This is a genomic window from Paenibacillus terrae, assembly GCF_000943545.1.
Lineage (GTDB): Bacteria > Bacillota > Bacilli > Paenibacillales > Paenibacillaceae > Paenibacillus > Paenibacillus terrae_A.
In genome coordinates, this window is sequence record NZ_JTHP01000002.1 from 14,381 (window position 1) to 32,946 (window position 18,566).

Consider the following 18,566-nt stretch of genomic DNA (forward strand, 5'->3'; position numbering starts at 1 on the left):
ATATTTCTATCCCTGTTTCTTCGTCTGCCCTGCTCCCTCGGGAAGCAAATCCGCACAAGCACGCTCCAAATAAGGATCAGCATGAATAAAATCCCGAAATGCCGTGTATTCACGCCATAAAACAGAACGTTCCCCTGCTTGGCCTTTGACGGCACGGATCAAAATATTTTTAGGCGTATGCTCCATGTCGATAAATTCCAGCAACTGTGTCCGGTATCCCATCATGTCCAGCAGCTTGGCTCGGATACCGTCTGTTGCCAGCGCTGAAAAGCGCTCCTTCAAAATACCATGGGAAAGCAGCGGCTCCAGCACCGGATTTTCCAGCTGGCTGAACAGCTCATGCTGGCAGCACGGAACGGACAAAATGACAGATGCATCCCAACGAACTGCCTTCTCCAACGCGGCATCCGTTGCGGTATCACAGGCATGCAAAGTCACAACCATATCCACCTGCTCCAGCTCGTTATAGTCCGCGATGTCACCGACCAAAAACTCCAATTGGCGGTATTGCAGCTTTTGAGCCAGAAGATTACAGGTTTCAATAACATCTGCCTTCAAATCCAGACCGACGATCTGCAAAGGTCGTTTTTGCTGTACTGCCAAGTAATGATACAGCGCAAAGGTCAAATATGATTTGCCGCAGCCAAAATCCACAATTGTTAAAGGACGACCTACGGGAAGGTTAGGCAGTACATCCTGCACCATTTCGAGAAAACGATTGATTTGGCGGAACTTATCATACTTGCGGGCTAGTACCTTGCCGTCCTCATTCATGATCCCAAGCTCAATCAGGAAAGGAATCCGTTCCCCTTCCTCCAGCACATATTGCTTTTTGCGGTTATGAGACAGGTCGGCTGTACTTTTGCTCGGTGATTTTGTCAAAATAGACACTTTATATTTTTTACTGATCAGCACCTGATAGTCCGCATTCTTCGCACACAAGAGTCCTTGACGGAACGTGTCCTCAAACAAGGCGGTCATGCGCTCGTTAGCTTCGTCAGGGGGCAAGTTTTCATGAATGACTTTGTTGCTGTAATGAAAAGCAAACTGGTAATGCAGCTTGTTCTTCAATTCCACAGGCTTGATTTGCACTTTAGTAAAGGAAGCATCCTCCCGTTTACGAAGCTGACTCAGCGTCGCGGTTATGAGGGATCCTCCTGTAGTTAGTTGGTATATAAGTTCACGCAGTGAATCCAAAAGGTACATCTCACTTTCTTTCATGTAGTTGGGTAATCTCGACCAAACCCTCGGTTACTTCCCGGCGTGAAAGTCCACCCCGTTGAAGCTCCGCATCAGTCTTATCCAGCAATTGATTATAAAATGCCTCTGCTTCCGGCAACAGCTCCGGCTGCTCCCATGCCAGTCCGAACCAGACATCAGCGGCCTCGTCCAGTCTGTCCTCTCGCTCGTAATGGACAGCCAGCAGCTTGCTTGTATCGGCTGGTAGCTCATATTCCCGAACCAAATTGACGATACACGCAATTCGTTCAGGCAGAACCTGAATGTCACGGGTCGCGCCATTCAAATCACTGTACAAGTATAGATGAAGGGATTTAATCAAGATTCGTATCCCCTCGTCTGTTCTGTCGGTTTCCAGGTAAATAGCGGCTTCTTCTTCCAAAATGCGAGCCACCTGCTGAAGCTTGTCCGCTTCAATACCGGGACCCAGTCGGAAAAGCTCAATAATTTGTTCCGGCGGCAATCGTCTGAGCAAATCTGAACGAAGACGAAACTGCTTGTTAAGCAGGTCATCCAGTTGTTTTAGCGCTTCGACGTGTTTATTTTCACGCCTTAGACCGAGTACTGATGCCACTGCCGATGTCATTTCTTCCATCATACTGAGCAAATAATCTTTTCTAAGCAAGCCGTTCGCTTCCTTTCATCCCGATGCCTCGACAACCAGGAACCATTACATTCTGATTGTAAGTCATCCTTGTGCAAAAGCCAAATGACTCAGTCAAGACGGAAACCAGTTTGTACAACCAAAATCAATTTAAAACGCAAAAAAGCCGGAGACCCTCTGTATTTGCACCAGATGGTTCCGGTTTTTGGCTTTGCTGCTCGGGCTTACTGCTGGATGTTTTGTTGTAAAAATGCCAAAATGGCATGTGCCAGTTGTTCCGGCGCTTCGAACAGGCTCATATGGCCAACTTCGGATATAGTGACCTGAGTGACCCCGGCCCGATCTGTCGTAAACGTCCGGGCGGGAGGAACCGCCTGATCCTGCTCACCCGCCACTAACAGAGTTGGCAAGGTGGAGGCCGACAGCACGTCGCGGCGGTCAGAACGCTCACGCATGGCCAAAGATGTGCCCACGGCTCCTTGCGGCGGCGTTTTATAACCGATTTCTTTGACCTTGAGTACCTGATTCGATAAGGACTCTACATGTTCTGGAGCAAATAGTCTGGGGACGAGTCCATCTACAAATGTTGTAATCCCTTCGGTTTGAATAGTGGATACGGCCTTGTTCCGTTTTTCTTTTCCTTCCTCCGTATCCGCGTAGGCAGTGGAGTGAATCAGTCCGAAGGCTGTAAGCCGCTCGGGATGGCGCTGTACCGCAGAAAGCGTCAAATAACCCCCGAGGGAATGACCAAACCAGGCAGCCTTTGGGATGTCCAGTTGCTCTTGAAGCTTAAGCACATCGTTCGCCATTTGATCAATCGTGTAGGCTCCAAGCGGAGCATCGCTACGTCCATGACCACGCAAGTCCGGAACAATGCAGCGATAGCTTTGGGACAGCAATGGAACAACCTCATCCCAATAGGAAGAACTTCCACAAAATCCGTGCAACAGGATGATGGGCTCTCCTTTTCCCTGTTCGGCATAGCAGATTGTCGTTCCTTCACATAGTACCTTTTCCATGTAGAACCCTTCTTTCTCTGTATATAATCTATTGGTGCGAATATATTATGATTAGAACATGCTGATGTATATTATTAAGCAGACCATCAATATCTGAAACGGTAGCTCTCTGGAAATTCTTGCGAATCTGCTCTTAAGCCAAACCCGCAAGACGCAGCATGGACTATGTGTGCAGCCATCGTCATGACGAGATGTAGTGATGTCATTTGCAATGTCCAGTAGGGTTTGGGACTACGCTCATTCACAATAGCTGCGACGCTGTAATCTCCGACAGACGGCAGCCAGTCCGACCGAACGCGCCGGAGTTAGCGGCTCATGGGCAACCAGAAACATCCCCGCCGATCCTTGCTGCCCCAGACAAGCGTCGATGGCAATCACATGATGGTCCTGGGGAATACGCTCCAAATACGAAACCAGATGATCCGCGTCGCACGGCTCAGTCATGGTGCCGATGACGTGCGGAAAGCCCTGTTCCATAAGCATGGTGCCGACCAGCGGTCCCAGCGAATCGCCTGACGAACGATCCGTGCCGATACAAACAAAGGTCAGCTTATTCATCTCATGCTGAGAATGAATTCCCCGAAAAAACGGTACGAGCCCTTGGCGATCTGTTTTTTCCGCATTACTGTCTATAGGAGAGCGCCTGGATACAGAAGCCCGATTATACAAAGACACCTTCGTCCATCCTCCTTGATCCGGCCGTTGACCGATAATCTGACTTTCAGTACATTCTACAATAAAAACATGATACAATACAGGCAACTTCCCCTGATATGAAAGGATGGAACATTAACGATGGATTTGTCTGTACCGTCTCATGCCAACATTGAACATATGATTGAAGGCATCAAAACCAAGCTTCGTATGGCGAGTGGCGCTGCTATGCAGTCCTCCGCTTTCTCTCTGGAGCAATACGAGGATCTCCGTGATGTCTATGATATGGTGATAAACAAGCCTAATCTGAGTATTTCAGAAGTCGAGGCCATCGTCTCCGAGCTGGGCAGATTACGTAATCCCTCCTAATCAGAAGACAAATGCACGCCGTTTAGCTTACTTACAGCCTATCATCTTGGGTGACACTGTTCATGGTAGCGGCCTGTGCCCGTAAATAAAGCTCGTATCTCCGTTCGCATCAACAGACGCGCAACGGGATACGAGCTTTATTTTTTATCATTCTCTGATGGATTTCTTCGCGGATGTCTTTATGATAAATCTGCCAGCACCAGTTCAGACACTTCCTCATTACCTGTAGCTTGTATTTTTAATTGACAGAGCGGTGCTCCAGTCACGTTTTGCTCTCAAGTTCAATATTGGTTAAGTTTATAGTACAAAAAGATAAATCTATGTACGAAGCCATAAGGAGGAGATTCCCTACATATGCTTTCCCAAGAACCTCAGCCATCCCGTTTTTTTCCATACTATTTACGTCGCAGTCTGTACGCGTCCATCGTTATGATTGGCGTTTTGCTTTTCATTGCCTACACTGTTCGATGGATCGGTACAGCTCCTTTTTTATATTGGGATGAACGCATTCAGGCTGCAATCTTTCCAGACACAACGGCGGCTCATCACAAGCTCCTGCCTGTCGCTGTATTCATTACGTCTTTCGGTTCCTTCCGTGTCTCTTTACTCATTGCCCTGGGTATTGCCGCCTTGTGCCGGGTATATCTCCGTTCGAGAGCTTATGCCTTTGCAGTAATAAGCAGCTTTACGGCCATGTGGGTGTTGAACACGCTCATTAAAGAAGTTTTGCAACGGGAGCGCCCATCCCTTCAACATTTGGTAGAAGTCGGCGGCTATAGTTTTCCCAGTGGGCACGCCATGATTTCCATGGGATTTTACGGCATGATTTTTGCCATTTGGGCGATAGAACGAAAAATTCATGAGCGCTCTATCTTCCTTCCCTGCGTTCTTGGCACCCTTTTGATTCTCCTGATCGGGCTAAGCCGTGTCTATCTGGGGGTTCACTTTCCAACCGACATAGCGGGTGGTTATATCGCCGGAATCATTTGGCTCGTGTTTACCGTTCCTGTTATCTATTGGCGAGCACGGCTGCAGGGTTCTCTGCCTCCTTCTGTTCCCCGCCCGTAAGCGGTTCGAGACGGTTTCTTGTTTCACACGGAGTCACGGCGTTTATATACGAAGTAAGCAAGACAACGCAGCACTCTAAACTCAGCACTCACAAAAAGCATTATGATTCTGTTAAACAGATGTTTCTGCTAAACTGAAGGATAAAGGAGGCGATCCTTGTGTGGGGAATAGTATTAAGTATCGTAATGGCTATTATTATCGGATTGATTGGCGACGCGCTCGCTGGCCATGAAATGCCCGGCGGCATTATAGGCTCTATGATCGCTGGATTTGTAGGAGCTTGGCTCGGTGCCACGCTGCTGGGAAACTGGGGTCCGGTCATCGGTGATTTTGCAGTCATTCCGGCCATACTCGGAACCGCATTATTTGTGTTCCTGCTCGGACTTGTGTCCAGGCTTTTAAGAAGGGCTACCTAACATTTATATATTTTTTTATTCTATAAGAGGAGTGATATGACATGAGTAACATTGATAATCAAAATACGGTAGGTAATACTTCAAGCTTTGCAAAGGGTTTATTCATCGGAGGTTTGATTGGTGCTGCGGCAGCCCTGCTGTTCGCGCCGAAGCCGGGTCGCGATTTGCGCAGCGATTTGTCTGATAAAATTACAGTGGTTGCCGATAAAACAAAAGACGTTGCATCCGTAGTCAGCAACAAAGCAACGGATCTGGCTAAAACGGTTTCCACTAAAACAGAAGATGTAGCTAAAACCGTATCTGGTAGCAAAGACATTATTTTATCCAGCGTAGCCAGAGCCTCTGCCGATGTTGCTGATGAAGCAGTCAAGGCTGATCAAGAAATTATGGATGCAGCGGCCCAAGCTGCCAAGGAAACGCAAAAACAATTAAACACCACTTCCTAATGATAGGGAATTCTGTGTACAACAAGAATAGACCTTAAAACACTGAACAGCCAGCATGCACGAAGCTGGCTGTTTTTTTAGGATGACTGAAAGGCAGGGATGACGATGAGCAAACCAAACTCGTATGGAGATGACCTAAGCGTAAACAACAAACGGACCTTTCATCCCCGACAGGGTCAGGATCAAACAAGGGATTTTGATGTGAATGAGCACCCCTTTGAACTGCGTCATGAGGTGAAGCGGCTTAATAAGCGCTTAGATCAAATAGCCGACATGCTGGAAAGAGTAGAATTTCGCGATGTATTGGAAACCTATTCCAATCCCAAAAAAAGGATCATCAGCAACCTGACCGCAGGCATTGCAAGGGGGCTTGGCCTTACGCTGGGTACGGTCGTCATACTCGCTCTGCTCGCTTGGCTGCTCAGCTTCCTTGTACAACTGAATCTTCCGATCATCGGAGATTTTATTGCCGAGCTGCTGGGGTATATTAAAATGAGCCAAGGTGGAAATTAGACGGCAAACGATCCATAGTAACCAGAGGTTCGTGCGTACACGTAGCCCATTACCATGGATCGTTTTTATCTGTACATTTGGGATGACTCAGCTAAAGTTTGTTGCGCTTGTTCGTTTTCAGCAAATCTCCTGTCCATCCCTTCATCATCAGCCAGCCGTACATACCCACCATACTTAACAGGGTCGCCGCAATCACGGCGGTAAAGCCCCAGCCTGTTTTGATCCAGGGCAGGTTCTCGAAGTTCATGCCCCAAATGGCGCCCACTACGGTTGCAGGCGTAAATACGGCTGTTACAATGGTGAGTGTCTTCGTAATCTCATTTCCCCTAAATGCAGAAATGGCATCGTCAATGGAGATCAACGTGTCAATTTCCTTTTCATAATGCCGGAACAGCCCTTCCATTCGATTGACACGGTAAAGTAGCTGCTTAAAAAAGCGATTTTCCTCCAGCTCATCCAGATATGCTTCCCGGGAAGCCGTTACCAGCTCTGAAAATGGAATGAACATATTACTCCAATACAACAGCTCAAAACGCGCATTCAATATGGAGTCCATTAGCGTACGGGCATTTCTTTTCTCCATATTCTCTTCCAGTTTTCTCAGGTTAATCTCGAATTTGTCCATCCCCGTATGAAAATAATGAAGAACTGCCCTTGCCAGTACAAACATGCCATCAGCTGCACTTTCACATCGGTCGAGCATTTTTTGACGTTCGGCCGTGTGCATGATTTCGCGGGTATTCTGATCCAGGTTTAAGGTCACTAATTTCTGGCCAAGGACCAGGAAATAGAACTTGTTACAATCGCGTTGACTGTCGATTTCCTCCTGAATGGAATAGATCAGCGATCCGCATATCAAGGGTTGAACGCCATCCAGAAAGCGCACAGAAATAAAACTGGATGGGATGTCCTCTACCTTGTCCAGCCATTCCCGGGCCTCCGGAAGTTTCTCTTTCAGCTCTTGTATAATGGGGTCCTGCCAGTCTCTAGCACCGATGTCCCACCATTCCCACCCTCCGCGAAAGGAGGAAATCTGTTCAAATACAGCCGTAGATTTCAACCTTCCTCCCCCTCCTTTTCCGCTTTAAAAAAGGACACGCTTCCCTGATGGAATGGCGTGTCCTTACGATGTGACGTCCAGTAATCGAAACCATGAAGGCCGTCTTCCTCTCATGAGATAGAAGAATTAGACATGATCTGTTTCAGCTTCTCGGTCGCCCGCTTCTGGATGCGGGATACGCTCATCTGCGATACGCCCAAGGTCTGCGCAATCGCACGTTGAGATTGACCCTCCTGAAATGCCAGAAGGAACACCTTCTGTTCCTGCTCTTTAAGCTGGCTTAAAGCTTGTTGTAAATCCATTCGTTTTTCCACGGTGTCGTAGTCATTGGCATCCGAGCTGATAAGCTCGCCTAACGTAGCCGCACTCTCCTCCTGGGATAAAGGTGAGTCCAGTGACACATAATGGTAGCACTCACGGCCTGCGAGCACTTCGATCGTTTCCTCCACGGTAAGGTCCAAATACTCCGCGATCTCGTTCACATTCGGCGAACGTTCCAGTTTAACAGTCAGTTCGTCGATGGCATGCTGAACGAGCGCACCCTTTTCCTTGATGCGGCGAGGAACCTGAATGTACCAGGATTTGTCGCGCAAATAATTTTTCATATGTCCCAGCATACTTTTCATAGCATACGGTTCAAAGGGGATTCCCAAGCTGATATCGTATTGCTGAAGCAGACGTATCAATGCCATCTGACCGGTTTGATATAAATCCTCGTATAAGTCTGGGCGGTTACGGGAGATTTTCCCGGCAGCCATCTTGACCATCGGCTCATACTTGCGGATCAGTACGGTAGCAATCTCGTTATCTTTGGTTTGCTGGTACTCCCAGATTAGACCAACGGCTTCATCCATCGACTCCGGGGGAGTTACCTTTTCATTCATACTTTTTCCTCGCTTCTGACCAGACGCTTTACAAGCACGACTTCCGTGCCTTTTCCAGTCTCATTCAAGATATGGACATCGTCCATAAGCGCCTGCATGAGATAGAAGCCCAGTCCGCCTACCTGCGCATCATTCAGCTCTTTGTCATGCAAGGATGCAAGTCGGGACGGGTTCTCCATTCGTTCAAAGCTCTCCCCTTCATCTTTGACACGGATGGACAACGAAGCTTCGTCAAATTCGAATGTTACTTCCACCACTCCGCCTTCATGACCGTAAGCATAAAGAACAGAGTTATTACAGGCTTCAGATACAGCCACTTTCATGTCTTCTATATCCTCGTAAGAGAATCCCATTTTCGCGGCAATTCCGTACAAATTTAATCTTACAATATCGACAAAATCAGCAGTTGCCGGCAAATTAAGAACTACTTTTTGAATTTGAGCATTCATTTCTTTTTCTTTCCTTTCCTATTGGGAATTCTCCTGGGGGACAAAGAATTTGGCAATACCGGTCATATCGAACAGTTTTTGAATTTGAGGTGGTACCTCCTGAACGGCAAACCGGGACTCCATCCCATGCCTTGCCTTCAAAATAGATAACAAAATACCGATACCTGTACTGTCAATGTATTTAAGCTCTTTTAAGTTAATAATCAAGTCCTGGCCGGATTCCCCCACCAAAGGCTCCATCACCAGACGAAAATCAGGTGCCACCGAAAGATCCAGCTCTCCGCTAAGGTACACGGTATTTAATCCATCACTTGTTTCTGTAATCGCATTGAACTTTTCATTTTTATTAGTATTCATAGGCCTACTCTCCCGAAAAAAGATTTCCTTACATACTAACCCATTATACGATCGCTTGAATCACCGTATGATGCTTTCTGCACCTTCCAAATGTCACCATCTACGCATCAGGCTAGGCCTCGTGAATTTGGTCTTTGCCTGATTGCATTGGAAAATGATCCGGAGAATGCCGCAGTAGAGCCTGTTTTACACTGCTGATTTTCACGGGCTTGCTAATATAATCGTTCATTCCGGCCTCAATACATCGGGGCTGAATACCATCCATCACATTCGCTGTCATGGCGATAATAGCAGGCTGTGACCTTCCCGCCAATTGTTTACGCACCTTGCCCGTACACTCTAATCCGTCCATCACAGGCATTTGCAAGTCCATGAAGATATAGTCATAATCCTGGTTAGCCATGACCATATCAAGCGCCTGCTGCCCGTCTGCTGCCACATCCGAAGCCAAACCGAGCTTATCCAGTATATTGACCATCAGCTTCTGGTTGATCGGATGGTCATCCACGACCAATACAGGTTTACGGCTTGAGGAGTTCTGATGGGGAATTTCCCATTCGTGACTGGACTCTCCCTCCAGTTCATTTTCCTGAGCAAAGCCAAGCTTCGTTGTAAAATGGAACGTTACCCCCTGCTCGCCGCTGGTGTCCACACGGATATCCCCGCCCATCATATTCACCAATGTTTTGCAAATAGCGAGTCCTAAACCGGTTCCACCATATTTGCGCGTCATCGAGGAATCGAGCTGGGAAAAGGGCTGAAACAGCCTTCCAACCTTGGCTGGCTCAATACCAATGCCTGTATCCTTCACGGAAAACTCAACAGTAAGTCCTTCGTCGCTACGCTCTTTGACCGATGCGAAGACGTATACACCACCACGATCTGTAAATTTGACGGCATTGGATACCAGATTAATGAGAACCTGACGCAGTCTTCCCATATCACCGTATAACACTGGAGGTAGCTGTTCATCCAGAAAAAAATCCATCTCCAGATTCTTTCGATTGACTTCCACCGTAAACAGGCTGAAAACTTCCTTGATACAGGAAACCAGATCGAACGGATATTCCTCTACCTCCATTTTGCCTGACTCCAGCTTGGTAAAGTCCAAAATATCGTTAATGACCGCTACGAGCGCATCTGCACTGCGGCGAATGATATCGGCATATTCCTGCTGATCGCTTTGCAGTTCTGTTTCCATCAACAGGTCAATCATGCCAATCACACCGTTCATAGGTGTCCGAATTTCATGGCTCATCATTGCCAGGAACTCCGTTTTGGCATTAGCCGCGATTTCGGCTGCCTCCTTGGCGGCAATCAGTTCGCTATTCATCTTCTCCAGCTGTTGGGTCTTCTGATGAAGCAGCATGGACTGTGTCTTCAAGCGTTTGTTTGTCAGATACATTTGCACGAAGCCTTCAATTTTGGACTTGAGAATTTGAGGGACGAACGGCTTCACCATATAATCAATACCGCCCGCTGAATACCCCGCAAATAAATGCTCTGCTTCCTTACTGTTAGCTGAAATGAAGATAATCGGAATATCCTTCGTTTTCTCTCTGGCCTTGATTAACTTTGCAGTCTCAATTCCATCCATACCCGGCATCTGCACATCGAGGACTACCAGTGCGAATTCATCTTTTAACAGACATCGCAGCGCTTCTTCCCCGGATGTGGCCTTTACCAGATTATATTGTTCACTCTCCAGCACCGCCTCAAGAGCGAGCAGGTTCTCAGGTCTGTCATCTACCAGCAGTATATGAATCGGTTCATAAAGCCCCATGGGATCCTCCTAAGCACCTCTATTTAATCTTCCGGTATATTTTTTCTATCCGGTCCAGCAGCTCGTAGGAATCACTATAATCGGTAAAATGTATGGATTCCTTGGCCCCCAGCACCAATACGCCAAAATGGCTCAAGCTATCATAAAACAACCCGTGTACATGGTTGCGAAGTTCATCGTTAAAATAAATCATGACATTCCGGCAAAAAATAACGTTGAACTCGTTAAAGGACCGGTCTGTCGCCAAGTTGTGCTCCGCAAAAATAATGTTTTTACGTAAAAAAGGATGAAACATGACTGAATCATACTTGGCTGTATAATATTCGGAGAACGATTGCGTGCCCCCTGACTCCAAATAATTTTTGGTATACAGCTTCATTCGATCAATCCCGTATACGCCTTCCTTCGCCTGCTGTAAAGACAGGTTATTCATATCCGTCGCATAAATACGGGCTTTATCATATAAGCCTTCCTCATGCAGCATGATCGCCATCGAGTATACTTCCTCACCTGTCGAGCAACCTGCATGCCATATTCGAATGTACGGATATGTCCGTAAAATCGGTATGATTTTCTGCCTGAAATTCAGAAACAGCTCTGGATCGCGGAACATCTCGGTCACTGGAATCGAAAGGCTTTGCACCAGTCTGTCGAAGGCGCTGCGATCATGCAGTACCTTCTCCAGAAGCCCTGATATCGTGCTAACATTCTCGGACTGTGCATGATAATAAATACGCCGCTTGATCGATGGCAGAGCGTAGTTACGAAAATCGTAGCCGTACAGCCGATGAATGCCTTCCAGCAACAGCTCAATCTCAATCATTTCCCGCTCCGTTTCATTCGATTTCAGTTCAATAGCAGCATTATCCGCCGTATCCTTTGATGTCATAATCTCTCTCCAATTCCTGAATAGGTTTTGCCAGTACCGCTCCAATCATGTGTTGATTTATATTACCCATTTTTTCGGGCTACGAATACAGCCATACCCGCATTAATGACAAAAGCTGTTCGGTTTGAATCGGCTTCTTCACATAATCGGAAGCGCCTGCCTCAATACACTTGGAACGATCATCCTTCATAGCCTTGGCTGTGAGGGCAATAATAGGCAGCTTCTCGAATTGCGGCATCAGCCGGATTCGCCGCATGGCTTCATATCCGTCCATTTCAGGCATCATCATATCCATCAGCACCAGATCAAAATCAGGTGTCTGTTCCAGCATTTCCAGCGCTTCTCTACCATTTTCCGCAAAGGTAACCTCCATGCGGTAGCTTTCCAGCACGCTGGACAGGGCGAATACGTTCCGGATATCATCATCCACCAACAATATTTTTTTACCTTCAAACAATTCTTCTTTGTTATATAGCTTTTGCAAAATTTTACGTTTGTCCTCAGGGAGATTCGCTTCGACACGATGCAGGAACAGGGTCGTTTCATCCAAAAGCCGTTCGGGCGATTTGACATCCTTAATAATAATGGACTCCGCAAATTTGCGCAGTTGCGTTTCTTCTTTGCTGTCCAGGTCTTTACCCGTATAAATAATAATCGGCAGATCGGTCAGTTCCTCATTGTCCCGAATGCGGTCGAGCAATTCAAAGCCTGTCATATCGTTAAGCATAAGATCCAGCACCATACAATCATACCGCTGTACCCCCAGCTCATTCAGTGCTTCTTGCCCGGTGGACACCGCCGTAATAGCAACATCGTCATGGTCAATCAGTTCAATAATGGATTTACGCTGATTATCATCGTCCTCGACCACGAGAAGACGTTTCACCATTTTATCTGTATATGATTTAATATGTGAAAATGCCTTATCCAAACTTTCCTTTGAAGATGGCTTTTTGAGATAGGCAATTGCGCCCATCATCAAGCCTTGCTTCACATCGTCGATGACCGAAATAACATGTACCGGAATATGCCGCGTAGATGAATTTCCTTTCAGCTCGCCCAAAATGGACCAGCCATCCATTACAGGCAATTGAATATCCAGAATAATGGCGTCCGGCAAATAGGATCTGGCCATGTCCAGCCCATCGTCTCCCTGTAGAGCGATAAGTGCCTTAAAGTCACGGCTACGAGCCATATCGTACAGGATTTTAGCGAATTTAACATCATCCTCTATGATCAGTAATACCTTATCCTTCGAGGCAATCTCGTTCCGGTCGTCGCCCGGGTGCACGATGTTCTCCGATTTTTCCTTTGAAGGCATCTGATACATAGGCAACTGCTCAGCGGGAACAAGCATAGGAGAATTCGACTCTGCGGATGCTGCGACGCCACCAATATCCAGTTCTGCGCCCGATTGCGACTCCGCACCCTCTGTTGTTTGCGTTTGTTCTGGCAGATACAACGTGAAGCAACTGCCCTGCCCCTGCTCGGATTCTACTGTAATGACACCGCCCAGCAATCTTGAAAGCTCGCGGCTGATCGACAAGCCAAGCCCGGTTCCGCCGTATTTACGGCTGGTTGTTCCATCTACTTGCTGGAATGCCTCGAAAATCAGATCCGTTTTATCCGAAGCAATGCCGATACCCGTATCACGTACAGACAAGGCCAGATAGGATTTATGCGGATTTAGAAAGCCGGGAAGCAGGTCACCGGTTGCCCTTGATACACTAAAACGAACAGATCCCTCTATCGTAAACTTGAATGCATTAGACAGTAAATTCCGTAAAATTTGTTTGAGACGATAACCGTCACTTATAATGGCTTCCGGCAAGTTTTCTTCTATCTTGGTATGGAGTTGAAGCTCACGTTTGGCTGCGACTGGAGCAAAATTTTGCTCCACAAACATCTTCAGCTCTTTCAGATTGACGGCTTCATGGTTAATATCCATTTTCCCGGCGTCCACTTTGGATAAATCCAGAATTTCATCAATCATTTTCAGTAAATCTGCGCCTGACATATAAATGGTCTGTGCATACTCTACTTGCTTGGGCTTGAGATTGCCGTCCTTGTTCTCAGACAGGAGCTGGGAAAGAATGAGCAAGCTATTCAGCGGAGTACGCAGTTCATGCGACATGTTGGCCAAAAACTCGGATTTGTATTTGCTCGTGATACCCAACTGCATCGCCTGCTGTTCCAACTGGGCACGCGCACGTTCGATCTCATCGTTCTTTTCCTCCCCTTCCCGAACCTGCTCTTCCAGCGCTCTCGTCTTGGCTATCAGTTCGGTGTTAAAATGCTCCAGTTCCTCCTGCTGACGCTGTAGCAATTCTTCCGAACGTTTAAGCTCCTCCGTCTGCTTCTCCAAATTTCCGTTAGAACGCTTGAGCTCCTCTTGCTGGGTTTGAAGTTCCTCGGACTGGCACTGCAATTCCTCGGTCAACGCCTGCGATTCGCGCAGCAATTGTTCTACCCGCATCCGTCCCTTGATGTTATTCAAAATGATCCCCAAGCTCTCGACTAATTGAGCAAATAGCTTCGTTTCCAGATCACTAAAGCGATCCAGCGACGCTACTTCCACAGCACCGATACAATCGTCCTCGAACAAAATAGGGAAAATCATAATTCCCACCGGCTTACTCGCTCCCAATGCGGAGCCGATGGACAAGTATCCATCAGGAGCTTCTGTAATCAGGATCGGCTTACGATCCTGAACACTTTGTCCAAGCAAGCCTTCGCCAACATGGATAACGTCTTTGATCGAATCTTCACCAGACTCCTTCGCATAGGAGCCGTACAGCTTAAATTGGGCATCCTCCACTTCCTTGCCTTGCAAATAAATCGCTCCGTAGCTGCCTCCCAAAATGGGCGTAAACTCACTGATAAACATCTGTGCGACCTGCTCCAGTGAATTCACGCCTCGGAACAGCTCTGTTAATCGTGCCGTGTTGGCATTAAGCCAGGTTTGATCCTTCTGCGTCTGAAGAACGGAATGCTCAAATTTGCGTTTTTCCTCCAGGTCTCCAGCCATTTGTTGAAATACGCGGGCAACCTCCCCAATCTCGTCCTTGGAGGCTACATTCATTCGGCTGATCGCCCTGTATTTTCCTTTGCCAAAGCCGTTGATCATGAGACTAACGATATTTAGACCTTTGGCAATGCTTGGGAGCACCCACAAAATAACGAGTAAGCCCATCATCAGACCGGCTGCCATCAGGATTGTGGTAATCTGCACGGATTCCTCATAAGCCTGATTGGCTTGCTCCATATCATGATCTATTTCCCGATCCTGAAAAACGGCCAGGGCATTAATGCTGTCCAGCGCCTCCTCTTGAGCAGGTAACCCCGTACTATTACGGAAAGCATTCGCTTCCTCAATACGGTCTTGACTCAACAAAGAAATCAGCCTTTGCTCATAGCTCAAAAAGTCTTTCCAGGCGGCCGCTACCCGATCCACTTGCTGCTGCTCCTCACTGGTGCCGGAACCGGATTCCAGTTCTCCCAGCACCTTGGTTCCGGAAGCGCTAATACCATCAAGCTGGCGTTTAGCCTCACTGACAGAGGCCCCCGGATTCAGGATCAGATTGGCCATAACCTTCGCCATATCGTTCACCTGACCGCGAATGGCCGTTGTTTTTCGGACCTTCATATAGCGGTCCTGGTAAACCTGATTTAGCTGCTCATTCAGACTCCCCATTCGATCATAGCTGATTAGTGTCAGCACAAGGAGGATCGCCATAAGCGACCCGAAGCCGATCAGCAGTTTATTTCTGATTTTCATGCAAGCTCTCTCCCTCTTTCAATGAAATCCAGATCAGGCACTTATCATCATCGCGATCCTGCGGTGCTTCTTTACGAAAAAAAGCATCCAGCATCGCTTCTTCATTCCATTCCTCTTGCTTGCGCAGACATGCGGTCAAATACTCCAGTTGTTCCTCATATTCGCCCTCTACAGCCTCCAGCAAGCCATCGGTATACAAAGCGATATGCCCCGTTCCTTCATAATGGATCGTGTGCATTTCCGCATCAATTTTATCAAACAAACCTACTGGACTGCATGCACGGTCAAATTTGGTGATGCTGCCATCCTGACTGAACAATAAGCCGGGCGGATGCCCTGCATTCACATAATCAATCCGCCGAGAACGGGTATCAATGACCATATAGATCGCCGTAAAATAATACTGCACGAGCTGCTTGCCCAGATCCAGTTGATTAAAACGACGATTCAGCTCCTGAATCACCTTTTCGGGCTCTACGTATGTGGTCACGGTATCCTTGAGCACAGATGCAATGAACATGCAGAACAGTGAAGAAGAGATGCCATGACCCATCATATCCAGCAAAATGATCGCATATCTACCTTCCCCGAGCGGATACCAGGAATACAAGTCTCCCGCCAGTTCAAAGGAAGGCTGATACAGGGCATTGACTTGCAGTACAGGATCTTGGATGGCAGGACTAAGCACCGCCTGCTGTACCATCGCGGCCAGCTTCAGCTCGTCCTGAATCCGCTGGTCCCGGTCTTTATGCCAGTCCTTTTCCTGCTTGAGACGCAAGGCAAGCCGTATTCTGGCCATTAATTCTACCTTATTAATAGGCTTGGTGACATAATCGACGGCCCCCACGTCCAGTGCCTCTGCCAGTTTCTTGGAATCGCCTACAGCAGTTACCATGATGATAGGTATATCTTTCAGATGCTCGTATTCCTGCACGATGCTGCAAGCTTCAATACCATCCATCTCAGGCATCATCATATCCAGCAAAACCAAATCAATATCGGAAGGTCGGGGGCGCAGACTAACGGTACGGTCCCCAATCCCCAGATGCTCCAACATTTCTGCGGCTGAGCTGGCAGAGATAACATCCCTATAATTTTCTTTCTTTAATATTTCACGAATAATAATGACATTGGTCGGATTATCGTCAACAATCAGGATTCTCATTTCTCTCTCCTTATCTGTAACCCATGTATTATACTATACCTGTTTAAGCGGCAACACCCTTATGGATCTGAACCTGAAATAGCGTCTCCATAAGAAGGCATTCCAAAAACATAGATAAGGAATGAGGCCCTCGCCCCATTCCTTATCTATGTTTTTGGAGGAACCGCGAAGCACTTGTGCGGCGGTCAGCATCCTCTTTTTCAGCTCTAATGCCAGTCTATTTTCCTGTTCAACTGGCGTTATCAAGCTTTTTTGGCAATGACCAGAACTTTGCCCTGATCCAGTTCTTTTTCGTAAAAATCAGCTTCCGTATCTGTAAATCCCAAGGAAGTAATTTTAGCGCGAAGCTCGTCGCCACGGGAACGGAACAGATTGGCTAATGAATCAAAAACGCCCTCTTCCTTAATCCCGATTTCCTTGGCATCCACCGTATCTGCAATACGATCCGTCCGGTCCTGATCATGAGCGAGCACGAACACATCCTCATAACGATAGCCCGTGTTGCGCAATTCATTCACCGCTTCGACGGCTTGTACACCGTTCTCTACCACTTTGGCATAAGATTTATGATGGGTCTGATTCATGTTTCTCACGCTCCTTATTAGGATTGACTTCTCTGACTATTACACGCTGTACATTCGTTTGAAACTTCCATGTTATGTCATGCTCTTAAAATTAGAGACATTACCATTCGGCTTCGTCAAAAAACTCGACATATTTAGGCTTATCGGACGCCTCATCCATAAAAACTTTGATCGCACGCTGTCCACGAACGTATACCTCGCCGTCCTCTGCCGTAAATTGTGAGCCACCCAGCGCCTTATCCAGCGTTTGCCGTTTTAGCGGCAACCACTGGTCATTGACCTTGATCCGTCCAGCAGCGGGATCTACATGCACATAAGAAACCATATTACCTCGCATACCGACCACGACGTCAGGATATTGATATTCCGTAGAAAGCAGCAGCGTATCCTCCTTCACTTGAAGGGGCTTGCCCAGTTTTTTCAATACATCCGCACGCGTATCGTCCAAAGATATACCGTTTAACGTATGAAAATCAGCCGGTACGGCATTTTTGGCGGGAATCGTCTGCACAGCCCTTACTACATGCCCCGCCGTATGCGGGGAAACGGCTTGCTGAACCGTATCCTGTCCGGAAAAGGGAGTGAGCAAACCAGCAGCTAGCAATAAAATCTTCATCATAAATCTCACCCTTTCAATGAATTTCCTATAGTTTACGGTTCAGCCACTATGCTACTGACGCATTTTCTGCCACACCCCGGCAGCGATATCTACATAACCCAACCAGTTTTTGGCCGGCTTTGCCGCAGGCTCCTCGTAGGTCGCATTGTAGCTCTGAACCGTCCGTTCCGTTGAAGTTAATGGCCTGTTCGAAGAAGCTGACTTGATCGCGGTTTCCGTACCTGTCTTTTTATCCACTGTATGATGTGGCTTCTGAAACCGGGCGATTAATGCCGCGGAAGCCTGCTTCGCAGCTAGAGTGACTTCGTTAAGCACCTCGCCCAAGTTTCTAACCGATTCCATCACAGGCTCCACCTGCTTCAATTTATGATCAACGTCTGCGGTAATGTCATTGGCATGTCGAACCGTTTGCTTTACTTCATAGCTCAGTTCATCTACCGTTTTTTGTACATCCTGGAGAGTCTGAGTTACCTTTTCCAGAGAGCCTTGTGCTGCTTTAAGTGTTTTAATGAGGAAAATAACGAGAACTGCAAATGCGATAGCGATAATAAAAATACTGACCTGTGTTAACATGGCCTAACCCCTCTTTCGTTTTTCACGATGATGTTTATGATTACTGCATAGTTACCCCTTACGTTCAGACACGAAACAACGTCACAGCTCGCTTTTC

19 protein-coding genes and 1 pseudogene are annotated in these 18,566 nt (G+C 47.3%); 5 read left to right on the top strand and 15 right to left on the bottom strand.

The genetic code is table 11. The features are described from left to right. Positions 1–6 precede the first annotated feature (6 nt). The 4 genes and pseudogenes from QD47_RS01440 to yyaC all read right to left on the bottom strand — a co-directional run bounded on the left by QD47_RS01440 (position 7) and on the right by yyaC (position 3,615). A complete protein-coding gene (locus tag QD47_RS01440; protein ID WP_044644448.1) occupies positions 7–1,221 on the bottom strand; it encodes a class I SAM-dependent methyltransferase in 1,215 nt (404 codons plus the stop codon). Further along, positions 1,208–1,864 (bottom strand): DUF6483 family protein, encoded by a 657-nt coding sequence (locus QD47_RS01445; RefSeq protein WP_044644449.1) that lies wholly within the window; start codon positions 1,862–1,864, stop codon positions 1,208–1,210. The genes QD47_RS01440 and QD47_RS01445 overlap by 14 nt, the downstream gene beginning before the upstream one ends. A gap of 203 nt (positions 1,865–2,067) precedes the next feature. Beyond that, positions 2,068–2,862, bottom strand: coding sequence for an alpha/beta fold hydrolase (locus tag QD47_RS01450; protein ID WP_044644450.1), 795 nt, complete (start codon positions 2,860–2,862; stop codon positions 2,068–2,070). A gap of 86 nt (positions 2,863–2,948) precedes the next feature. After that, positions 2,949–3,615 (bottom strand): annotated as a pseudogene (gene yyaC, locus QD47_RS01455) (spore protease YyaC). Positions 3,616–3,657: 42 nt separating this feature from the next. Between yyaC and QD47_RS01460 the strand changes: the two are divergent. The 5 genes from QD47_RS01460 to QD47_RS01480 all read left to right on the top strand — a co-directional run bounded on the left by QD47_RS01460 (position 3,658) and on the right by QD47_RS01480 (position 6,328). Continuing rightward, positions 3,658–3,885 (top strand): DUF1128 domain-containing protein, encoded by a 228-nt coding sequence (locus tag QD47_RS01460; protein ID WP_044644451.1) that lies wholly within the window; start codon positions 3,658–3,660, stop codon positions 3,883–3,885. A gap of 354 nt (positions 3,886–4,239) precedes the next feature. Then, positions 4,240–4,953 carry a phosphatase PAP2 family protein gene (locus tag QD47_RS01465; RefSeq protein ID WP_044644452.1) on the top strand — a complete coding sequence of 238 codons (714 nt, stop codon included), beginning with the start codon at positions 4,240–4,242 and terminating at the stop codon, positions 4,951–4,953. Positions 4,954–5,111: 158 nt separating this feature from the next. Beyond that, complete coding sequence (locus QD47_RS01470) at positions 5,112–5,369, top strand: GlsB/YeaQ/YmgE family stress response membrane protein (RefSeq protein WP_044644453.1); 258 nt, start codon at positions 5,112–5,114, stop codon at positions 5,367–5,369. Positions 5,370–5,410: 41 nt separating this feature from the next. Beyond that, positions 5,411–5,815, top strand: coding sequence for a YtxH domain-containing protein (locus tag QD47_RS01475; RefSeq protein WP_044644454.1), 405 nt, complete (start codon positions 5,411–5,413; stop codon positions 5,813–5,815). Between the two features lie 99 nt (positions 5,816–5,914). Beyond that, positions 5,915–6,328, top strand: coding sequence for a DUF5665 domain-containing protein (locus QD47_RS01480; protein WP_043922285.1), 414 nt, complete (start codon positions 5,915–5,917; stop codon positions 6,326–6,328). Between the two features lie 91 nt (positions 6,329–6,419). On the opposite strand, the gene QD47_RS01485 is transcribed toward QD47_RS01480, so the two are convergent. From QD47_RS01485 to QD47_RS01535, 11 genes are all read right to left on the bottom strand, one after another. Next, entirely contained in the window at positions 6,420–7,388 is a 969-nt protein-coding gene (locus tag QD47_RS01485) for a magnesium transporter CorA family protein (RefSeq protein WP_044644455.1), read from the bottom strand. A gap of 110 nt (positions 7,389–7,498) precedes the next feature. Further along, positions 7,499–8,272 (bottom strand): sigma-70 family RNA polymerase sigma factor, encoded by a 774-nt coding sequence (locus QD47_RS01490; RefSeq protein ID WP_044644456.1) that lies wholly within the window; start codon positions 8,270–8,272, stop codon positions 7,499–7,501. Next, a complete protein-coding gene (gene rsbW, locus QD47_RS01495) occupies positions 8,269–8,721 on the bottom strand; it encodes an anti-sigma B factor RsbW (RefSeq protein WP_044644457.1) in 453 nt (150 codons plus the stop codon). The genes QD47_RS01490 and rsbW overlap by 4 nt, the downstream gene beginning before the upstream one ends. Before the next feature lie 18 nt (positions 8,722–8,739). Next, positions 8,740–9,078: an STAS domain-containing protein gene (locus QD47_RS01500; RefSeq protein ID WP_044644458.1), complete on the bottom strand. Its 339-nt coding sequence runs from the start codon at positions 9,076–9,078 to the stop codon at positions 8,740–8,742. Positions 9,079–9,190: 112 nt separating this feature from the next. Beyond that, positions 9,191–10,861, bottom strand: coding sequence for a response regulator (locus tag QD47_RS01505; protein ID WP_044644459.1), 1,671 nt, complete (start codon positions 10,859–10,861; stop codon positions 9,191–9,193). Positions 10,862–10,880: 19 nt separating this feature from the next. Further along, complete coding sequence (locus QD47_RS01510) at positions 10,881–11,750, bottom strand: CheR family methyltransferase (RefSeq protein WP_044644460.1); 870 nt, start codon at positions 11,748–11,750, stop codon at positions 10,881–10,883. A gap of 79 nt (positions 11,751–11,829) precedes the next feature. Beyond that, positions 11,830–15,528, bottom strand: a complete 3,699-nt coding sequence (locus tag QD47_RS01515) for a response regulator (RefSeq protein ID WP_044644461.1) — start codon at positions 15,526–15,528, stop codon at positions 11,830–11,832. Beyond that, entirely contained in the window at positions 15,512–16,693 is a 1,182-nt protein-coding gene (locus QD47_RS01520) for a PP2C family protein-serine/threonine phosphatase (protein WP_044644462.1), read from the bottom strand. The genes QD47_RS01515 and QD47_RS01520 overlap by 17 nt, the downstream gene beginning before the upstream one ends. Positions 16,694–16,935: 242 nt before the next feature. Next, positions 16,936–17,277: a YflT domain-containing protein gene (locus QD47_RS01525; protein ID WP_025684488.1), complete on the bottom strand. Its 342-nt coding sequence runs from the start codon at positions 17,275–17,277 to the stop codon at positions 16,936–16,938. A gap of 100 nt (positions 17,278–17,377) precedes the next feature. Beyond that, the gene (locus QD47_RS01530; protein ID WP_044644463.1) at positions 17,378–17,896 is read right to left on the bottom strand and encodes a hypothetical protein; all 519 of its coding nucleotides are present in this window, start codon (positions 17,894–17,896) and stop codon (positions 17,378–17,380) included. 51 nt (positions 17,897–17,947) lie between these two features. Then, complete coding sequence (locus QD47_RS01535; protein WP_044644464.1) at positions 17,948–18,469, bottom strand: DUF948 domain-containing protein; 522 nt, start codon at positions 18,467–18,469, stop codon at positions 17,948–17,950. Positions 18,470–18,566 lie beyond the last annotated feature (97 nt).